Source organism: Chromatium okenii (assembly GCF_002958735.1).
In the GTDB taxonomy this organism is placed as follows: Bacteria; Pseudomonadota; Gammaproteobacteria; order Chromatiales; family Chromatiaceae; genus Chromatium; species Chromatium okenii_A.
In genome coordinates this window covers 442481-459552 of record NZ_PPGH01000035.1, presented here as the reverse complement: position 1 = coordinate 459552, position 17072 = coordinate 442481, and the positions used below count along the sequence as shown (strand labels likewise).

The 17072-nt window shown below is 49.3% G+C and carries 20 protein-coding genes and 1 tRNA gene; 5 read left to right on the top strand and 16 right to left on the bottom strand.

All coding sequences use genetic code 11. From position 1 onward, the window contains the following. Positions 1–11: 11 nt before the first annotated feature. From nifA to rpmB, 4 genes are all read right to left on the bottom strand, one after another. The gene (gene nifA / locus CXB77_RS10450) at positions 12–1598 is read right to left on the bottom strand and encodes a nif-specific transcriptional activator NifA (protein WP_172452632.1); all 1587 of its coding nucleotides are present in this window, start codon (positions 1596–1598) and stop codon (positions 12–14) included. A 2-nt stretch (positions 1599–1600) separates the two neighbouring features. Then, positions 1601–3238 carry a nitrogen fixation negative regulator NifL gene (gene nifL / locus CXB77_RS10445; RefSeq protein ID WP_105073838.1) on the bottom strand — a complete coding sequence of 546 codons (1638 nt, stop codon included), beginning with the start codon at positions 3236–3238 and terminating at the stop codon, positions 1601–1603. A 231-nt stretch (positions 3239–3469) separates the two neighbouring features. Further along, the gene (rpmG, locus tag CXB77_RS10440; RefSeq protein ID WP_005222974.1) at positions 3470–3637 is read right to left on the bottom strand and encodes a 50S ribosomal protein L33; all 168 of its coding nucleotides are present in this window, start codon (positions 3635–3637) and stop codon (positions 3470–3472) included. Between the two features lie 15 nt (positions 3638–3652). Next, positions 3653–3889: a 50S ribosomal protein L28 gene (gene rpmB, locus CXB77_RS10435; protein ID WP_105073837.1), complete on the bottom strand. Its 237-nt coding sequence runs from the start codon at positions 3887–3889 to the stop codon at positions 3653–3655. A gap of 219 nt (positions 3890–4108) precedes the next feature. Between rpmB and CXB77_RS10430 the strand changes: the two genes are divergently transcribed. From CXB77_RS10430 to CXB77_RS10415, 4 genes are read left to right on the top strand one after another with little or no spacing between them, the layout of a single operon-like run. After that, on the top strand, positions 4109–4366 hold the full coding sequence (locus CXB77_RS10430; protein WP_105073836.1) for an acyl carrier protein: 258 nt from the start codon (positions 4109–4111) through the stop codon (positions 4364–4366). After that, complete coding sequence (locus CXB77_RS10425) at positions 4366–5202, top strand: hydrolase 2, exosortase A system-associated (protein ID WP_105073835.1); 837 nt, start codon at positions 4366–4368, stop codon at positions 5200–5202. Before CXB77_RS10430 ends, CXB77_RS10425 begins: the two co-directional genes overlap by 1 nt. After that, positions 5199–6089, top strand: a complete 891-nt coding sequence (locus tag CXB77_RS10420; protein ID WP_172452631.1) for a hydrolase 1, exosortase A system-associated — start codon at positions 5199–5201, stop codon at positions 6087–6089. Before CXB77_RS10425 ends, CXB77_RS10420 begins: the two co-directional genes overlap by 4 nt. Further along, positions 6086–6706: a tetratricopeptide repeat protein gene (locus tag CXB77_RS10415; RefSeq protein ID WP_172452630.1), complete on the top strand. Its 621-nt coding sequence runs from the start codon at positions 6086–6088 to the stop codon at positions 6704–6706. Before CXB77_RS10420 ends, CXB77_RS10415 begins: the two co-directional genes overlap by 4 nt. A 6-nt stretch (positions 6707–6712) precedes the next feature. On the opposite strand, the gene CXB77_RS10410 is transcribed toward CXB77_RS10415, so the two are convergent. From CXB77_RS10410 to CXB77_RS10355, 12 genes are all read right to left on the bottom strand, one after another. Next, complete coding sequence (locus CXB77_RS10410) at positions 6713–7867, bottom strand: TIGR03088 family PEP-CTERM/XrtA system glycosyltransferase (RefSeq protein WP_105073832.1); 1155 nt, start codon at positions 7865–7867, stop codon at positions 6713–6715. 76 nt (positions 7868–7943) lie between these two features. After that, a tRNA-Phe gene (locus tag CXB77_RS10405) sits at positions 7944–8019 on the bottom strand. 163 nt (positions 8020–8182) lie between these two features. Beyond that, on the bottom strand, positions 8183–9340 hold the full coding sequence (locus CXB77_RS10400) for a PilT/PilU family type 4a pilus ATPase (RefSeq protein ID WP_105073831.1): 1158 nt from the start codon (positions 9338–9340) through the stop codon (positions 8183–8185). Further along, positions 9340–10377 carry a type IV pilus twitching motility protein PilT gene (locus tag CXB77_RS10395; RefSeq protein ID WP_105073830.1) on the bottom strand — a complete coding sequence of 346 codons (1038 nt, stop codon included), beginning with the start codon at positions 10375–10377 and terminating at the stop codon, positions 9340–9342. Before CXB77_RS10395 ends, CXB77_RS10400 begins: the two co-directional genes overlap by 1 nt. An 80-nt stretch (positions 10378–10457) precedes the next feature. Continuing rightward, positions 10458–10790 (bottom strand): 4Fe-4S dicluster domain-containing protein, encoded by a 333-nt coding sequence (locus tag CXB77_RS10390; protein ID WP_105073829.1) that lies wholly within the window; start codon positions 10788–10790, stop codon positions 10458–10460. 4 nt (positions 10791–10794) lie between these two features. Beyond that, a complete protein-coding gene (locus CXB77_RS10385) occupies positions 10795–11877 on the bottom strand; it encodes a nickel-dependent hydrogenase large subunit (RefSeq protein WP_105073828.1) in 1083 nt (360 codons plus the stop codon). A gap of 3 nt (positions 11878–11880) precedes the next feature. Then, positions 11881–12276, bottom strand: coding sequence for an NADH-quinone oxidoreductase subunit C (locus CXB77_RS10380; RefSeq protein ID WP_105073827.1), 396 nt, complete (start codon positions 12274–12276; stop codon positions 11881–11883). Next, on the bottom strand, positions 12273–12722 hold the full coding sequence (locus CXB77_RS10375) for an NADH-quinone oxidoreductase subunit B family protein (RefSeq protein WP_105073826.1): 450 nt from the start codon (positions 12720–12722) through the stop codon (positions 12273–12275). The genes CXB77_RS10380 and CXB77_RS10375 overlap by 4 nt, the downstream gene beginning before the upstream one ends. A 61-nt stretch (positions 12723–12783) precedes the next feature. After that, on the bottom strand, positions 12784–13065 hold the full coding sequence (locus tag CXB77_RS10370; protein ID WP_105073825.1) for a helix-turn-helix domain-containing protein: 282 nt from the start codon (positions 13063–13065) through the stop codon (positions 12784–12786). Further along, a complete protein-coding gene (locus tag CXB77_RS10365; RefSeq protein ID WP_347338102.1) occupies positions 13034–13372 on the bottom strand; it encodes a transcriptional regulator in 339 nt (112 codons plus the stop codon). The genes CXB77_RS10370 and CXB77_RS10365 overlap by 32 nt, the downstream gene beginning before the upstream one ends. Further along, on the bottom strand, positions 13372–14232 hold the full coding sequence (locus CXB77_RS10360) for a respiratory chain complex I subunit 1 family protein (RefSeq protein ID WP_105073824.1): 861 nt from the start codon (positions 14230–14232) through the stop codon (positions 13372–13374). Before CXB77_RS10360 ends, CXB77_RS10365 begins: the two co-directional genes overlap by 1 nt. Then, the gene (locus tag CXB77_RS10355) at positions 14232–16163 is read right to left on the bottom strand and encodes an NADH-quinone oxidoreductase subunit 5 family protein (RefSeq protein ID WP_105073823.1); all 1932 of its coding nucleotides are present in this window, start codon (positions 16161–16163) and stop codon (positions 14232–14234) included. Before CXB77_RS10355 ends, CXB77_RS10360 begins: the two co-directional genes overlap by 1 nt. A gap of 191 nt (positions 16164–16354) precedes the next feature. Between CXB77_RS10355 and CXB77_RS10350 the strand changes: the two genes are divergently transcribed. Further along, a complete protein-coding gene (locus CXB77_RS10350) occupies positions 16355–17068 on the top strand; it encodes an SDR family NAD(P)-dependent oxidoreductase (protein WP_105073822.1) in 714 nt (237 codons plus the stop codon). The last annotated feature ends 4 nt before the right edge of the window (positions 17069–17072 follow it).

Sequence of the window (17072 nt, the reverse complement as noted above, 5' to 3'; positions counted from 1 at the left end):
CATTGATTAGCTCAAAACTGCCGCATTCGGATATTGAGCGTTTGAATGCGATACGCAATCTGGCGCGGCGTCATATTCAGCAACCTCGCCGCTTTCGCCTGCACCCAGCCTGCTTCTTCCAACGCCGCAATCACGCGCTCGCGTTCGTCAAGATCGGGATCATGCAAATCAACGGCGCTGGTGGCAACGTTGGCACTCGGCGCTGGCGCAGAATCAACACCGCTGGCGCTGACATCAATCCCCGTGAGTTGAATCACATCGCGGTCAATCACGCCCTGTTCGCTCATCACTGCGGCACGTTCCATGCAGTTTTCCAATTCGCGCACATTGCCCGGCCAGTCGTAACGCATCAGCACCCGCAACGCGCTGTCAGTAATCGCCAGCTCGCGCCCCTGCATCCGCGCCACTTTATTGACCAAAAACCGCGCTAAATCCGGCACATCCTCAATGCGTTCGCGCAGTGCTGGCATCCGAATCGGCATCACATTTAAGCGGTAATACAAATCCTCGCGGAATTCGCCAGCACGAACTTCGGCCTCCAAATCGCGGTTGGTCGCCGCAATCACGCGCACATCGACCTTCAAAGTGCGTCCGCCGCCGACGCGCTCGAATTCGCCTTCCTGCAACACGCGCAGCAATTTGGCTTGAAATGCTGGGCTGATTTCGCCGATTTCATCGAGAAATAACGTGCCGCCATCGGCCTGCTCAAATCGACCTTTGCGCAGCGCGACTGCGCCAGTAAACGCGCCTTTTTCGTGCCCAAACAATTCCGATTCCAGCAAATTGTCCGGCAGCGCCGCGCAATTGAGTTTAATAAACGCAGCGCGAGCGCGCGGCGAATTGTAATGAATCGCGTTCGCAATTAATTCTTTACCCGTGCCGGATTCGCCACGAATGAGCACTGTCGTATTCCATTTGGCAACCTGCCGCACCTGATCGAATACCAACCGCATTGAATTGGCGCGACCAATAATGCTGTCAAACCCGTGACTGCCTTTGACTTCGCGCCGCAATTTATCGCGCTCTTCGCGCAGCGCCAGCTGCTCGGCTTCCACCGTTCGCGCCAGCCGCACTGCTTGCCCGATCAAATTGGCGACCATTTCGAGAAAACGCGACCGTTCCGCCAGCAATTCCTCACCAGCGGGCGGCTGCGCAGCAAATACGCCAATCGCGCCGCCATCGCCGAAGCGAATCGGAACGCCGATAAACGGCAGCGCCGCATCGTACAAACTGAGCCGATCCAGAAAACGCGGTTCGTCGGCGATGCGCGGCAAAATCCACGGTTCATTGGTGGACAAAATGCGCCCGAGCACTCCTTCGCCGGGCTGATAACTCACCTTTTCAAAGGGTTCGGCGTCGGCGCCGTGAATGGCGCTGATGAGCAATTCGCCGCGCTCGTCGTCAAGTAAACACACCAAACCGTGACTGAGCCGTCCGCGATCGTGCAATACGCCGAGCACTTCGCGCAGCGTTTGGCGCAGATTCAGCGAGCGACTCAAAACGCTGCTAACTTCAAACAGCGCGGTCAATTGTGTTTCAAGCAGCGCCAGCCGCTGCGGGTCAATGCGTTCGGTCGGAATGGGAATTGATGCAGTCACGATTATTCGTCCATTGCTACAGCAGTGAGCGTCACGCGGAGCAGGCAACCGTCCGCTTCGGAATCAACGCTGATGGAACCACCGTGAACGTTGGCGATTTCCTGCGCCAGCGCCAACCCCATTCCGGCGCGTCCGCGGCGGTCGCGCCAGCCAATATAAAAGGGTTCAAACACGCGATAGCGTTCCTCGGGCGCGATGCCGTGACCGTTGTCTTGAATCTCAATTTCAACGCCGCGCTCCAAACGGCGCGTGGTCAAACGCAATTCACGCTGCGGCGGTCGCGCTTCACGCAGCGCCTGAATCGCGTTATTAATCAAATGTTTGAACAGCGAACGCAATTGGTTTTGATGTCCGGGCAATTCCGGCAGCACGGTCGCAGGTTGCCAATCGACGACGATGCCGGTTGCCAGCAGCTGCGCAGTTTCCAGTTCGAGCACTTGCCGCAGCAGCGCGTTGATATTGACCAACACGCCGATTTCACGCGGTTCTTCCGGCAGCGCGGCGCGGAGGGTTTCCAGCGCCTTGCTGCCAGAAACATTGATTTGATCGAGCATTCCGGCGAGCGTTTCCACATTGCCCGCGCCACTGCGCAACATGCCAGCCGCAGCGTTGATGACGTTGAGCGGACCTTGAATTTGGTAAATGGCTGCCGCGAGTGCTTCGCGCATTCCGTGCATCAATTGTTGTTCGGCGAGGCTGGCGCGAAGATGTTCGAGCTGGGCGCGTTCAACCTCGCGGCGATGCGCAGTGACTTCGTTGACCAACAGCAGCAGTCGGCGCTCACCGGGCTGCTGTTGACCGAAATAACTCCGCGCTGAAGGATCGGATTCTTCAATGCGCGTTCCCGAACACGCAAACCAGCGCGTTCCAGAATGTCCTTGAATATCAATGCTGATTTGCACGTTTTTGAAATCTTGACCGTCAAGGCAACTCGCAAACGCATCCCGACCGAGTTGTTCACTGAGCGCCTGTTGAAACAAATCAACTGGTTCGCGCCCGCGCAAATCGCCGAGCAGCTTTTTATATTCCTGATTATCGAGAATGACGCGCCCATTGCTATCCAAAAGCGCCATTAACACTGGCGCAGCATCGAGCACCATTTCAATTCGTGCTTTTTGCTGGCGCAATGCACCTTCTAATTCGTGTACTTTAGTGACATCGCGGTGCATTCCGAGAAAGTATTGCAATTCACCATGCGCATTTAATACCGGCGAAATAATCAGTTCAGCGAGATAATCGCCGCCTTGCTTAGTGCGATTAACGAGTATGCCAGTCCACGTTTGTTTGCGCTGAATGGTGTGCCACAATTGCGCGTAAATACTGGCTGGCGTGGCATTATTAGAAAGAATTGATTCGTTTTTGCCGCACACTTCAGCGCGGTGATAACCGGTCAGCGTTTCAAAGGCGAGATTGGCATACAAAATAGTAGCGCGAGCGTCGGTAATGGAAATTGCTAGCGGTGCCTGTTCGACTGCTTCAAAAAACAAGCGTGGCGGCAACGGGTTAGACGGATGACCGCCCATTAATGCGAGTGCCTCAATCAATTCCGGTGGCGTTCCGGCTGGCGGCGCAGCGAGAAAAGCTGTCAGCGCGTCAATCACCGTTTGTTGAGCGGATTCCGATGCAGGTCGAACCGACACAGTGTTCTCCTTGAAATTTGGATCAAAATTTAGGGTGATTCAGCGCCGAATGTAAAATCACGGCGATCTGTTGCCAAGTGAATCAAGCGCGATGAGAGCAACGTAAATGATGGTGCGTGTTAGTGCGGAATCAAACGATGATGCGGGAATTAGGATGGAACAATCGACATGCAGTTAAGCGCATGTCGATGTTTTAGAATCGTTTAGCAGGTGACGCGGGGTAAATTGCGGCTACTTAATTTTGCCTTCTTTATACATCACATGCTGGCGGACGACGGGATCAAACTTTTTGATTTCCATCTTACCGGGTTGATTGCGCTTGTTTTTAGTGGTCGTATAAAAATGACCGGTACCGGCGCTAGAATTGAGACGGATTTTTTCGCGTGCTGCCTTAGCCATAAAGCAATCCTCTAATTAGACCTGTTCGCCACGGGCGCGAATCTCACCGAGAACGATGTCGATTCCTTTTTTATCAATGGTGCGCATTCCGTTGGCGGAAACCCGCAATTTCACAAAACGGCTTTCGCTGGCAACCCAAAAGCGGTGCTCATGGAGATTAGGTAGAAAACGGCGCTTGGTCTTGTTGTTTGCGTGTGAAACATTGTTACCGGTAAGTGGGCGCTTGCCAGTAACTTGGCATACCTTAGACATGGTTGGAATTCCTGCGAGTCAACGACTGTGTTTCAGTACAGAAAGGAGCGGGATTCAAGCATGTTGGTTTATCAAATGTCAAGTCTTAGCGAATGATTTTGATGGTTTTCATTATCATCATATTTTCTAAAATCAATCATTTAGTCTAGCGATAGCGATAAAATTATTTTAAACTGTTTGCCATAAAAAACCGATTCATCACCATTATGGTCTTATTCCATGAACACTTTTAATCAAGTGAAAACGCTATTGGTTCACACGCTGCAACTCGGTAATCGCGGTGCAAATCTGAATGCCAATTCTGCATTGCTGGGCGCAATTCCTGAATTGGATTCAATGGCGGTGGTTAATATCATCACCGCGTTAGAAGAACACTTTGGTTTTTGCGTCGATGATGATGAAATTAGCGCTGAAAGTTTCGAGACGCTGGGCAGTTTAGTCGAATTTGTGACACGAAAACTTGATGGTTCTGCCTAATGAATGCGGCAGTGAACATCAATCCGTTTTTCCTACCAACGCCATTGGGTCACTTGTTTTGTATGTATTCAACGCCGGTGAATGCGCCTATTCGCGCTAAAGTCATTTATCTTCATCCTTTTGCAGAAGAAATGCACAAATCGCGGCGCATGGCAGCATTGCAAGCACGTCAATGTGCCGCAGCAGGCATCGCAGTATTACAACTAGATTTAACCGGTTGCGGCGATAGTTGGGGTGATTTTGGCGATGCACGCTGGGAACGTTGGAAAGCTGATGTATTTTGTGCCATTGATTGGTTAAATAACGAAACCAATAACGATACGTCGCTATTTATTTGGGGCTTACGTTTGGGAGGAATGCTCGCGGTTGATTGCGCAAAACAACTGCCAAATATCGCAGGAATGATATTGTGGCAACCTATTATCAATGGCGAATTATTTATTAACCAATTTTTACGAATTAAACTTGCCAGCGAGATGTTAAGCGAAGGTCAAGCACGAATCGGAACCCGTCAATTGCGCGAGCAACTAACGGCTGGTGAATCAGTAGAAATTGGCGGTTATTTTCTAGCAGCAGAACTCGCACAAACGATTGCTACTTTGCGTTTAGAACAAATGACGCCTTTTTGCCCTATTATTTGGATTGATATTGTTGCTGGTGCAGAAAGTTTACCAATTCCAGCACAGCAAAAAGTGATTCAAGAATGGAAAAATAATGGCTGTCATTTATACACTCGCTACGTTGTAGGCGAACCGTTTTGGATGACACAAGAAATCAGTGAATGCCCTGCGTTGTTGACTGCAACAATGGAAATGATGGAGCAAATACTGCAATGAACGATCATTATTCAGAATCTCCAGTGGTTTTTAATTGCGAAGGTCAACGTTTAATTGGAATCATTGCGCAACCACATCATCAGCGGATTAAAATCGGCGTGTTAATTGTTGTTGGCGGACCACAATATCGTGCTGGGAGTCATCGTCAATTCACATTACTGGCGCGTGATTTAGCTGAGAATGGAATTGCAAGTCTGCGTTTTGATTATCGCGGTATGGGCGACAGCGAGGGCGAGCAACGAGCTTTTGATACCGTAGATGTGGATATAAAAACCGCAATTGATTGTTTAATGCAGCACAGACCAGAATTAACTTCTGTCATCATTTGGGGGTTATGTGATGCTGCTTCTGCTGCGTTGATTTATGCGCATCATGATTTGAGAGTGAGTGGATTGATTTTGCTCAATCCTTGGGTGCATACTGAAGAAGCGGCAGCACGGGTGCGTTTGACACAGTATTATTCCAAGCGATTGCTGCAACGTTCTTTTTGGACTAAATTATTTTCTGGTCGATTTGGGTTTTTCAGTTCATCACTTGATTTATTAAAATCGGTTCGCTCAATAAAAAATTATATTGATAATTCAGATATAAAGTCAGTTGCTTCATCAACTCAAACAGTCACAGCAACAAATTTTATTGAAAAAATGTGCAGTGGATTACAGTGTTTTCAGGGTAAAGTCCTATTTATTCTGAGCGGAAATGATTTAACAGCACAGGAATTCATTTCGTTGAAAGAACGTCATCGTAAATGGCGTATTGCTTCTCAAAAGGAGAACATTTCTCAGCACATTATTCCTCAAGCAAATCACACGTTTTCGAGTAAAAAATGGCGAAACGAAGTTTCAAAATCAACAATTTGGTTTTTGGATCAGGAGAAACACAAATGAACATAAAAAAATTAATTGTTTTGTTGGCGTTGTTCTTTGCAACCACAGTCCAAGCTGACAATGTTGAAAGCGTCAGTGAGTTGTTGCGATTACCGGCTTATTGTAAAGGGACGCAGCAGATTAGAGAAATTAGCGGTGATCCTGTGCCAATTGAAGAATACATTAAACGCTATGGTCTTGGTTATAACCACTTACATCATTACTGCTGGGCTCTGAATAGTGAAAATAATGCGGTATACATGTCAGATCGTGATCTTGCACACAGTAAAATTTTTCATGCTATTAGTGATATTGATTACGTTTTAAGAAACAACCACGATCCTAAATTCTTTTTTCTTCCCGAAATTTACGTCTCAAAAGCACGAATTCTTTTCAAACTCAATCAACCTGATGATGCAGTGCCTTGGCTTAAAAAAGCGATTGCACTACGTCCAAATTACAGCCCAGCGTATGCACGTATCAGTGATTATTATGTTGAGAAAGGCGATAAAGCTGAGGCAGTTAAAATTCTCAAACAGGGTATCGCAAAGAGTAATAAATCAGACATGCTTATTCACCGTTTGAGAGAACTTGAATCTCAGGGCGGTGATGCAGCTAAAAGTGGAAAAATAAAGTAACGTCACTCAATGCGTTAATAACTTGTCATACACTGCCAGATAGCGCCCAACCATTGTATCAAGACTGAATTCCTGTTCAGCGCGATGACGTGCCGCTTCACCTTCTCTTTGAATACGCGCCGGTGAATGTAAATAAGCTGCAAGTGTTGCTGTTAATTCATTAACGTTTGCTGGCGCGATTAAATCTCCGGTTTCTCCTGCAATCACCAGTTCAGGATTTCCACCCACTCGCGTTGCGATGACAGGTAAACCGCTTGCCATCGCTTCTAAAATAGTATTGCAAATTCCTTCTGCTAATGACGGCAATACAAATACATCAAAGCTGCGTAATAAGTCAGGAATATCATCACGAGCACCGGGCAACCAAGCTAGATTGATCACGCCTGCTGCGGTGAGACGTTCACGCAGCATTGGTAATAATGCGCCGTCACCAATCATCACCAAGCGTATTCGTTCACGCGCTGTTGGTTCTTGCGCAAGCAATTGAATAAAACTATCTACTAAAATTTCAGGCGCTTTAACCGGCTGCATTCGCATCACAGTACCAATCACGAGTGTTCCTGGCGGCGCAAAGCCATTTGGAAGCGCACTAATATGCGATGCAGAAGTAGGATAAAAACGCTGTGTATCAACGCCATTGCAAATATGGCTGATACGCGCAGCAGGAACGCCAATATGTTTCAATAAATAATCGCGTTGATGTTGAGAAAGTACAATGTATTGGCTAATAAAAGGTCGAAATAACTGCCGCAAGCGTCGTTGTTTAATACTGGAACCATCCAGATCGCCAATATCCCAGCCATGTTCGCCATGTACACGATGCCGCACTCCAGCAAATGCGGCTGTAGTTTGCATTTCTAGTGTTGCTAAATTGCGGGTATGCACGATTGCTGGGCGTAATTGACGCAAAAGCCGCCATAATCGTCCATGAATTGAAAAATCATTGCCTTCGCGCTTATGTAGCGCGTGAAGTGTGACATCGTTATGTTGAATACGCTGACTGAAATCAGTGTATTCGGTCATGCAAATAATGGCGTGACGATAACGATTAGTTGGCATGTGGTTGATTAAATTAACCAGACCATTTTCTAATCCACCAATCGCTAATCGGTGAATAATATGAGCAATGAGTGGTGGGTTGTTGCGCGTGGAATGCGACATCTTGGTTCCGCCAAATAGCCAAATGCGCTGGCATAAAAAATCCCCGCTCTTTATCAAAAAAGCGAGGATTTTTGTTTGGTGCCCAGGGGCGGAATCGAACCACCGACACGAGGATTTTCAGTCCTCTGCTCTACCAACTGAGCTACCTGGGCGTATCAAAAAAGGTGCAACTCAATTGAGGGGCGTATTAGAACAACATGATCGCTCGGTGTCAAGCATCATTTTTGAGCGTCTTCTATGAGTATGGTTTTATCCGTAGCGTTATTTGAAATATCAATACTTCGCAATGTACATTATTGATAACTCAGATGATCATTAACGCAGGGACTTTTTATGTTCGCTTTCTTGTACCAAAGTAATCGCATCAATTGCGCGATCCGTTGCAGCGCGTTGCGCGTCACCGCTTTGGAGTTTAATCGTTAAACGAACTTCGTTAGCTGAATCGGCAAAATGAATGGCATCATCATAGCTAATTTCACCTTCCGCATAAAGGTTAAATAATGCTTGATCGAAGGTAATCATGCCCTGTTCGCCGGAGTTTTTCATCAGCTCTTTCAGTTTATTAATTTCGCCTTTGCGAATTAAATCAGCTGCCAGCGGTGTATTGATCAAGATTTCGATTACCGCTCGCCGCCCCTGACCATTTTTGCATGGAATCAATTGCTGGGCAACGATGGCTTTAAGGTTCAAAGAAAGATCAAGCAGCATCTGATCACGGGATTCTTCTGGAAAAAAGTTAATAATACGATCAAGTGCTTGATTAGCATTATTCGCGTGCAAAGTCGCCAACACCAGATGACCAGTTTCAGCAAAAGTCATTGCATATTTCATCGTAGAACGGGCGCGAATTTCACCGATTAAAATCACGTCAGGAGCTTGGCGCAGGGTGTTACGCAATGCAACATCAAAAGATTCTGTATCCACTCCAACTTCGCGCTGGGTAATGATGCAGCCGTCGTGTTCGTGAACAAATTCAATAGGGTCTTCAACGGTGATGATGTGTCCACTACTTTTGCGGTTGCGATAACCAACCAATGCAGCTAATGAAGTGGATTTGCCCGTACCAGTTGCACCGACAAAAATCACTAACCCACGTTTATTCATTGCCAATTCGCGTAAAATTGCGGGCAATTTAAGTTCTTCTAATGTGGGAATTTGCGATTCAATTCGCCGCAAAACCATTCCCGCACAATCGCGCTGTACAAAAGCACTGACGCGAAAACGACCTAGTGAGGCGCGATCAATTGCAAACTGACATTCTTTAGTGTCCTCAAATTCTGCGCGTTGGCGCTCATTCATTACTTCATAGACCATTCCGCGCACTTGATCGGCAGTGAGCGGTTGTTTCGCAGCAGGATAAATAGTACCGTTAATTTTAATACTCGGCGGCCACCCCGCAGTAATAAATAGGTCAGAACCTTTTTTATCATCTAAGGCAGTGAGTAATTGTTCTAATGCGCGTTTGAAGTCCATTACATGAAATCATCCTTATTCTGCGCTTTCGTCCGCGCATCTTTACGGTTAATAAGTCCTTTTTGTACCAATTCTTTTAGATTCTGATCCAGCGTTTGCATTCCGTGCGCTTGACCGGTTTGAATTGCTGAATACATCTGTGCAACTTTGCCTTCACGAATGAGATTCCGAATTGCCGGAGTGCCGATCATAATTTCATGCGCTGCCACTCGCCCGCCGCCGATTTTTTTCAATAAGGTTTGTGCAATTACCGAGCGCAATGATTCCGATAACATTGCGCGTACCATGTCTTTTTCTGCTGCCGGAAATACGTCAATAATACGGTCGATGGTTTTGGCGGCAGAGGTCGTGTGCAGCGTACCGAATACGAGATGTCCGGTTTCAGCAGCGGTAAGCGCGAGCCGAATGGTTTCCAGATCGCGCATTTCGCCGACCAGAATGATGTCGGGGTCTTGGCGCAGCGCCGAACGCAATGCTTCGCTGAAGCCGAGCGTGTCGCGGTGCACTTCGCGTTGATTTATCAGGCATTTTTTACTGATATGCACGAATTCAATTGGGTCTTCAATCGTGAGAATGTGGGCGTAATCGTTTTCGTTGAGATGATCGACCATCGCTGCCAGCGTGGTGGATTTGCCCGATCCGGTCGGCCCAGTCACCAACACCAACCCACGCGGCACGTTGACGATTTCTTTGAAACTCACTGGTGCTTTTAATTCTTCCAATGACAGCACTTTGGATGGAATGGAGCGAAACACTGCGCCAGCACCGCGTTTTTGATTAAAAGCATTGACACGAAATCGCGCCACGCCGGGAATCTCAAACGAAAAGTCGGTTTCCAAAAACTCTTCATAATCCTTACGTTGCTTGTCATTCATGATGTCGTAAACCAGCGAATGCACGGCGCGATGTTCCAATGGCGGAACATTAATTCGGCGCATTTCGCCATCGACGCGAATCATCGGCGGCAAGCCAGCAGAAAGATGAAGATCAGAAGCGTTGTTTTTAACACTAAAAGCGAGAAGTTCGGCGATGTCCACGAATCACTCCGTCAGTCGTCAACTCTTACAAAATAAAGGGCGCTGCTCGATGAACAGCGCCCTCAGACATATTCCAAAAGTTACCGATAGCAGATAACTTCCTGTTGTTGCATCGACGGGTACGGCTGCTGGCGCAGGCTGATACAACTTTCCCGACAACTTTCGACGCAGTTGCCGCACAGAATGCAGCGCCCGTGGTCAATTGCCCAAGTGTTATCGGTTTTTCCCACCACAATCGCGCCCGTTGGACATTTCACTGCGCACAGGGTGCAAAAGGTGCAATCGGTGATTTTGAAGGCAATATGCCCGCGAGTTTTGGCATAAGGCTGCCGTTTTTCTACGGGATATAACCGAGTCGCTGGGCGGTGTAAGGCGCTGCGCGTGACCAGCGCGGAAATCGAGAACCAAGACATTGGATTACCTCTCGTTGCAGCTCACGCAGGGATCAATCGTTAATAAAATCACCGGCACATCCGCCAGCTCGCAGCCTTTCAGCATGTGCACCAGCGGCGCGATGTTGGCGAAAGTTGGTGTGCGCACCCGGAACCGCTCCAGATATTTTCCGCCATTGGCGCTCATGTAATAACAAACCTCGCCACGTGGCTGTTCCAGCCGAATCATCGTTTCGCCCTGCGGTCGTTTGCCTTTGAACGTCACTTCGATTTCCCCGTCCGGCATTCGATCAAGGCATTGTTTAATCAAGTCAATCGACTGACTGATTTCGCGCAACCGCACGATGCAGCGGGCGTAACAATCGCCAGCAGTTTCGACGACCGGCTCCCAATCCAGTTCGCCATACGCCGCATAACCCAGTTGCCGCAGGTCATAGGCGTGACCGCTGGCGCGGAGCACCGGACCAACTGCGCCGAGCGCGTGGGCATCTTCGGCGGTCATCACGCCAATGCCAACGGTGCGCTGCCTGACGGTGTGATCAATGCTGAAAATGTTGGCCACTTCATCAAACGCAGTTTCAATCTCGCGGATTTTGCCGCCAACCCGTTGCAGCGTTTCTGCATCGACATCTTTGCGAATGCCGCCGACTTTGCAGGTGCCAAAAATCACCCGTCCGCCAGTCGTTTCTTCAATAATATCAACCAGCATTTCGCGGATGCGCCAACTGTGCTGAAACAAACTCTCGAACCCAAAAGCATCTGCCGACAATCCCAGCCATAACAAATGGCTTTGAATCCGCGACATTTCTGCCCACATCGTGCGCAGATACGCAGCGCGAGGCGGCACTTTCAGCCCCAGCAATTGCTCAATGCCCTGACAATAACCTTGGCTATGAATGAAGCTGCAAATCCCGCAAATGCGCTCGGCAACCTGCGCCATTTCAATAAAATCATGGCGTTCGGCGAGCAGTTCGAGACCGCGATGCACATAACCAATCGACGGCAGCGCCTGCACCACGCGCTCGTCGTCGAGTTCCAGATCAAGATGAATCGGCTCCGGCAGCACCGGATGCTGCGGACCAAAGGGAACGATGGTGGTTTTCGACATGTTTTAGCCCTCCTCCTGCGCCGATTTTTTCGGCTTCGCTGGCTTGAGCGTGACATCGCCGGAAAACGGAATCTTGGTTTTGGTGCGCAGAAAATTGCCGCCGTAATCCAGCGCCAGCCCCGGAATGCTAAAACCAAACAGGTCTTTTAATTCGTTTTCATACGTAAACGATGCCGGATAAACCGCACTTAAACTGGGCAATTCCGGCTGCTCGCGGGGTACGTGAACACGGTAATTAACGCAGCGATAATCCTTATCAAAGCTCACCATCACCTCGAAATAATCCGCTCGCGCTGTGCCGGTCATCTGCACCAAGCGAAACCCTTCTGCTTGATGACGACGCGCAGTGTCCACCCACTGCGCCAGCGCAATTTCTTCAAACGATTCGTGCTGATTCATGACGCCACCAATTTACGTTGACGTTTGCGCTCGCTGGCGCGTTGTTCAAGGATTCCAAGTGCTTGCACGATACCGTCGATGATTGCTTCTGGGCGTGCTGCGCAGCCGGGGACGTAAACATCGACCGGAATGATTTTATCGATCCCGCCATAAACGTTATAGGCATCGCGGAAAATCCCGCCGCTCAGGGCGCAAGCACCGATGGCGACGACTGCCTTGGGTTCAGGAATTTGCGCGTAGAGATTTTCGACCACTTTGCGCGATTCTTCGTTGACCGAGCCGGTGACGAGAAAGATGTCAGCGTGTTTCGGATTGCCGGTGTTCACGATGCCGAACCGTTCCACGTCATACATCGGCGTCAGGCAAGCCAGCAATTCAATATCGCAACCATTACAACTGGTTGCAGCGTAATGCAAAATCCACGGAGATTTTTTTAGGAAGCTCATCGGTATCTGTGCCTGTCGTTATTTCAGGAAATTGCTGTGATCGACATTGGAAACAGCGTTATTAGGCTGCCAACTCACGCAATACATCAGGATGACGTTCCAGAATTTTGAGCAAGGTTTTTGCTGCACCGACGGGTTCGCTATGACCTTCTTCCCAGTCTTGCAATCTGTGCACTGAAACGCCTAATAACTCAGCAAACTGCATTTGTGATAGATCGCAGGAGCAACGAACTGCAGCAGTTAATGAGAGTGTTACTTCAGTGATACACGCCGCCTGATTTGTATTCATTTCACGGACAGATTTCAGTAAATCATTTTGGAATGCCAACATTTCTTGATCCATGTTCAACCTCTGCTTTCAGCTTGAGAAGAAAATGCGCAGGTAAATTGTCAAATTTCGCTTTGGCATAGACGATTAACAACCAGATACGACCATCCGCGCCATTGCAATAGATCACACGCACACCGCCACGTTTTCCCATACCGGAACGATTCCAACGCACCTTACGGCAACCGCCAGAGCTAGGAATAACATCACCAGCCAGCGCATTCGCTGCAATCCAATTTACAAACGCAATACGTTCATCATCCGACCAAATGAAAGCCGCATAACGTTTGAATACGTCTGTTTCTGCAACCGTGCGCAGCATCAATTCATTAAAGGCAGCAGCAGCAAATTGGTTACGCCCAGCGCACCTGTCACCCACCACGTGATTTTGAGCGTGGTCATCCAAGTCAAACGGGCATGGGTGTTATCAACCAGCACCTCAGCAAAAAACAGCACCAGCGCCAGCGGCAGCGCCCACATCCAGCCAAATGGCGCGAAAAACAGATACAGCCAGCCAAGTAGAATGGTGTTTTCGTACCAGTGCGCAATTTCGACCAGCGCCAGATCATGCCCGGAGAAATCGGTCGTGATGCCCTTGACCAATTCCTGATGCCCGTGATGCGACGCACTCAAATCAAACGGCGATTTGCGCAGCTTGATCGTCAAAATGAACAGAAAGCCAAGGAAAATGCCGAACAGTTGCAGCACTTGCCACGGACTGCCCGCCACGATGTCCGTGACGCGAAAACTGCCTGCGACCAGAAAAAAGCCCAGCGCCGTCAGAATCAACATCGGTTCGTAAGCCATCATCAGCAGCAATTCGCGTGAGGAACCGATATTGCTGTAGGGCGAATTGGTGGCGTAAGCGGCGAGACACAGCAAAATCCCCGACACGGTGAGTGCAAATAAACTCAGCAGCAGATCGCCGCCGTGAAAGAAAATCGCCCCAGAAATCACCATGAACAACAGAAAGCCCCAGAGATAAAGCGTCTGCAATTCTGTGACGACCAGCGTGTCTTTCTCTAACAATTTCAACACGTCATACATTGGTTGCAGCAGCGGTGGACCTTGCCGCGACTGCATCCGCGCCGTTAACCGCCGATCCACGCCCGCGAGCAGTGCGCCAAGTACCGGCCCGAAAATAACGAAGGCAAGAGCAAACATCCAAGATTGCGCACTCATCAGCTGGCGCTCCACAGTAGCAACGTTAACAGGATCATTGCGCCCCACAGCCCGCGCTGCATCAGCACGTTTTCCTGAATAAATCCAGTGAGATAATAGCCGCGACTATCTACCTCGCGGGTCGCGCCCATTGCGCCGCGATAGCTGGCGCTGCCGTCCACATTGGCTCCACTTAAATATCCGCTGACCACTGCGAAACGCGGCGGACGCAGCCAAAACCACAGCGGCATCAGAAAGAGCACCGCCAGCATCAGCGTCATCAATGCAATGGTTTCACCGGAAACTTGATCGGCAGTCATCGGCAATAAATGCGCCGCAGCCAGCGCGTCGGTGTAGGGCTGTACAAATGCCCAATCTGCCAATGGAAACAACGCACAAGCCACGTAAGTGATGACCGTCAGTGCCACCAGCGCAATCGCTTCATCTCGCGCCAGCGGCATGTCTACTGGCTGCGGGCGGCGCGGCATGGCAACCAGTTTACCCATCCACTTGCTCCAGAAAAACAGCGTCGGAGCACTGCCGAATGCCAGAATTGCTGCCAGCAACACGCCGCCCAGTGGCAACACATCGAGCGTCAGAAATGCCTGAAAACTCGTGTATTTACCCAGCAACATGCCAAATGGCGCGAGGAACATGCCGAGAATGCCCACCAATAACATTCCCGCCAGCAATGGACGCCGATACACCAAACCTTCCATATCTTCGATGTCGCGGCTGCCGATGAGATGTTCGGTCGTGCCGACGCCAAGGAATAACAACGCTTTCGCCACGGCGTGAAACAGAATCAATAGGATTGCTGCCCACAGCGCATTGGCCGTGCCCACACCTGCGCACATCACAATTAAACCGAGATTGGCAATCGTCGAATAGGCTAATACGCGTTTGGCATTGTGTTGTGTGACTGCTGCCAGCGAAGTAATGAGAAAAGTTAGACCACCAACGAATGCGAGCAGCAATCCCGCAGCGGTATTATGAAATACCGGCGCAAGTTTAATTAAAATGAATACGCCAGCTTTTACCATCGTGCTTGAATGCAGCAGCGCAGAAACAGTGGTGGGTGCGACCATTGCGCCCAGCAGCCAAGATGAAAATGGCAATTGTGCGGATTTACTCAATCCCGCAATGGCAATTAACGCTGCCGGAATGAGCGCCAACGTACTGCCAGCAGCAATGAGTTGATCTAATTCCCAAGTGTGTAATTCTGCGCTAAATGTCAACCACACAATCGCGCCAGCAAAGGCAACACCGCCAACTAAATTCAATCCCAGTGCGCGAAAGCCATTACGAATAGCTTCTTCAGTGCCGGAATAGGAAATTAGCCAGAACGAGCACAGCGTGGTGATTTCCCAGAAAAAGAACAGCCACAGCAGATGATTAGCAAAAACAACACCAAACATGGCGCTGAGAAATACAAACAACATGAAGAAAAATGCTGGGCGACGATCTGCAGTTTGTGGATGCTGCGTTTGATCATCATTCATGTAGTGAATGGCATGAATACAAATCAGTCCACCGACAATGCCGACGATTAATGCTATTAAAATTGAAAAGCTGTCCACATAAAATGGTTGCGCCACTTCGGGATGCGCTGGTGCAAGTTCAGCAAATAGCAGCAACCCAGTTTGTATTAAAATCAATAAGGGAATCCACCATTCGCGTTTTTTAATTCGGCGACACGCGAATAGTAAATAAGCGGAGACTGCGATTCCGCCAATGAAAAAGGCGCTATTCAGAATTTCACTGAGCCAAGCGCCAATGGTGAAAAATTGCGGCGGGGCACGAAAATAAAGCAGCGCCAGCAATACCGTTGTTGCGCCCAGTCCGTACACTGCCCAGCGGGTAAAATCGGCGCGGCGATCTGGCGTTGGAGCAAAAAAAATCGTCACACCCGCAAGTAACGGGAACAGGATGAGAAGAGCAATTAAAAGCATTTGTAACTCCTCTGGTATTTACGACGGATAGCGGTTGAAACTGGCGCATCAAACGAGACACGCTAAATCAGTCAATCTCAATTTAGCCGATCAACTTGTGCAAAGCATCAGAAATTCATTGTGAAAAGGCAATTAAATTTGTTTTATCCTGAAATGACTACGGCATAATCAAACAATGGAGTAGCGTTATCATGTTTCAACTCAATGATAAAACTGTGATTATTACTGGGGCGACCGGTAATCTAGGACGCATCACGGCGCAGATTTGCGCGGCGCAGGGGGCGCGATTGGCACTGGTGGGGCGCGATCCGCAGCGGCTCGCGGAGATCAAACAGACACTTGCAGCAGACTGCGCCGCAGATATTTTTGTAGCGGATGTGCTTGATACTACAGCGGTTGAAGCGATGGTGACGCAGGTTGCAGCCCGTTTTGGGCAGATTGACGTGCTGGCGAATTTGGCGGGTGGGTTCACGATGGGAGCGCTGGTGCATGAGACACCGAATGCCGAGTGGGACGCGATGTTGGCGCTGAATTTACGTTCTGTTATCAACTGCGTTCGCGCTACTGTGCCGCATTTATTGACCGCTGGCAGCGGGCGAATCATCAATATCGCTGCTCGCGCTGCAACCCAAGGCAGTGCACGAATGGCACCGTATTGTGTCTCCAAAGCGGCAGTGGTCACATTGACGGAAAGCCTCGCTGCGGAACTCAAATCTCACGACATCACCGTTAATTGCCTGCTGCCCGGCACACTTGATACGCCAGAAAATCGCGCTGCGATGCCCGACCAAGAGCATCAGAATTGGGTCGCACTGGATGCGCTGGCAGCAGTGATTGTTTTTCTCGCATCTGATGCTGCTCGCGCCATTACCGGCGCAGCAATTCCGGTTTATGGGCGCAGTTGAGCGA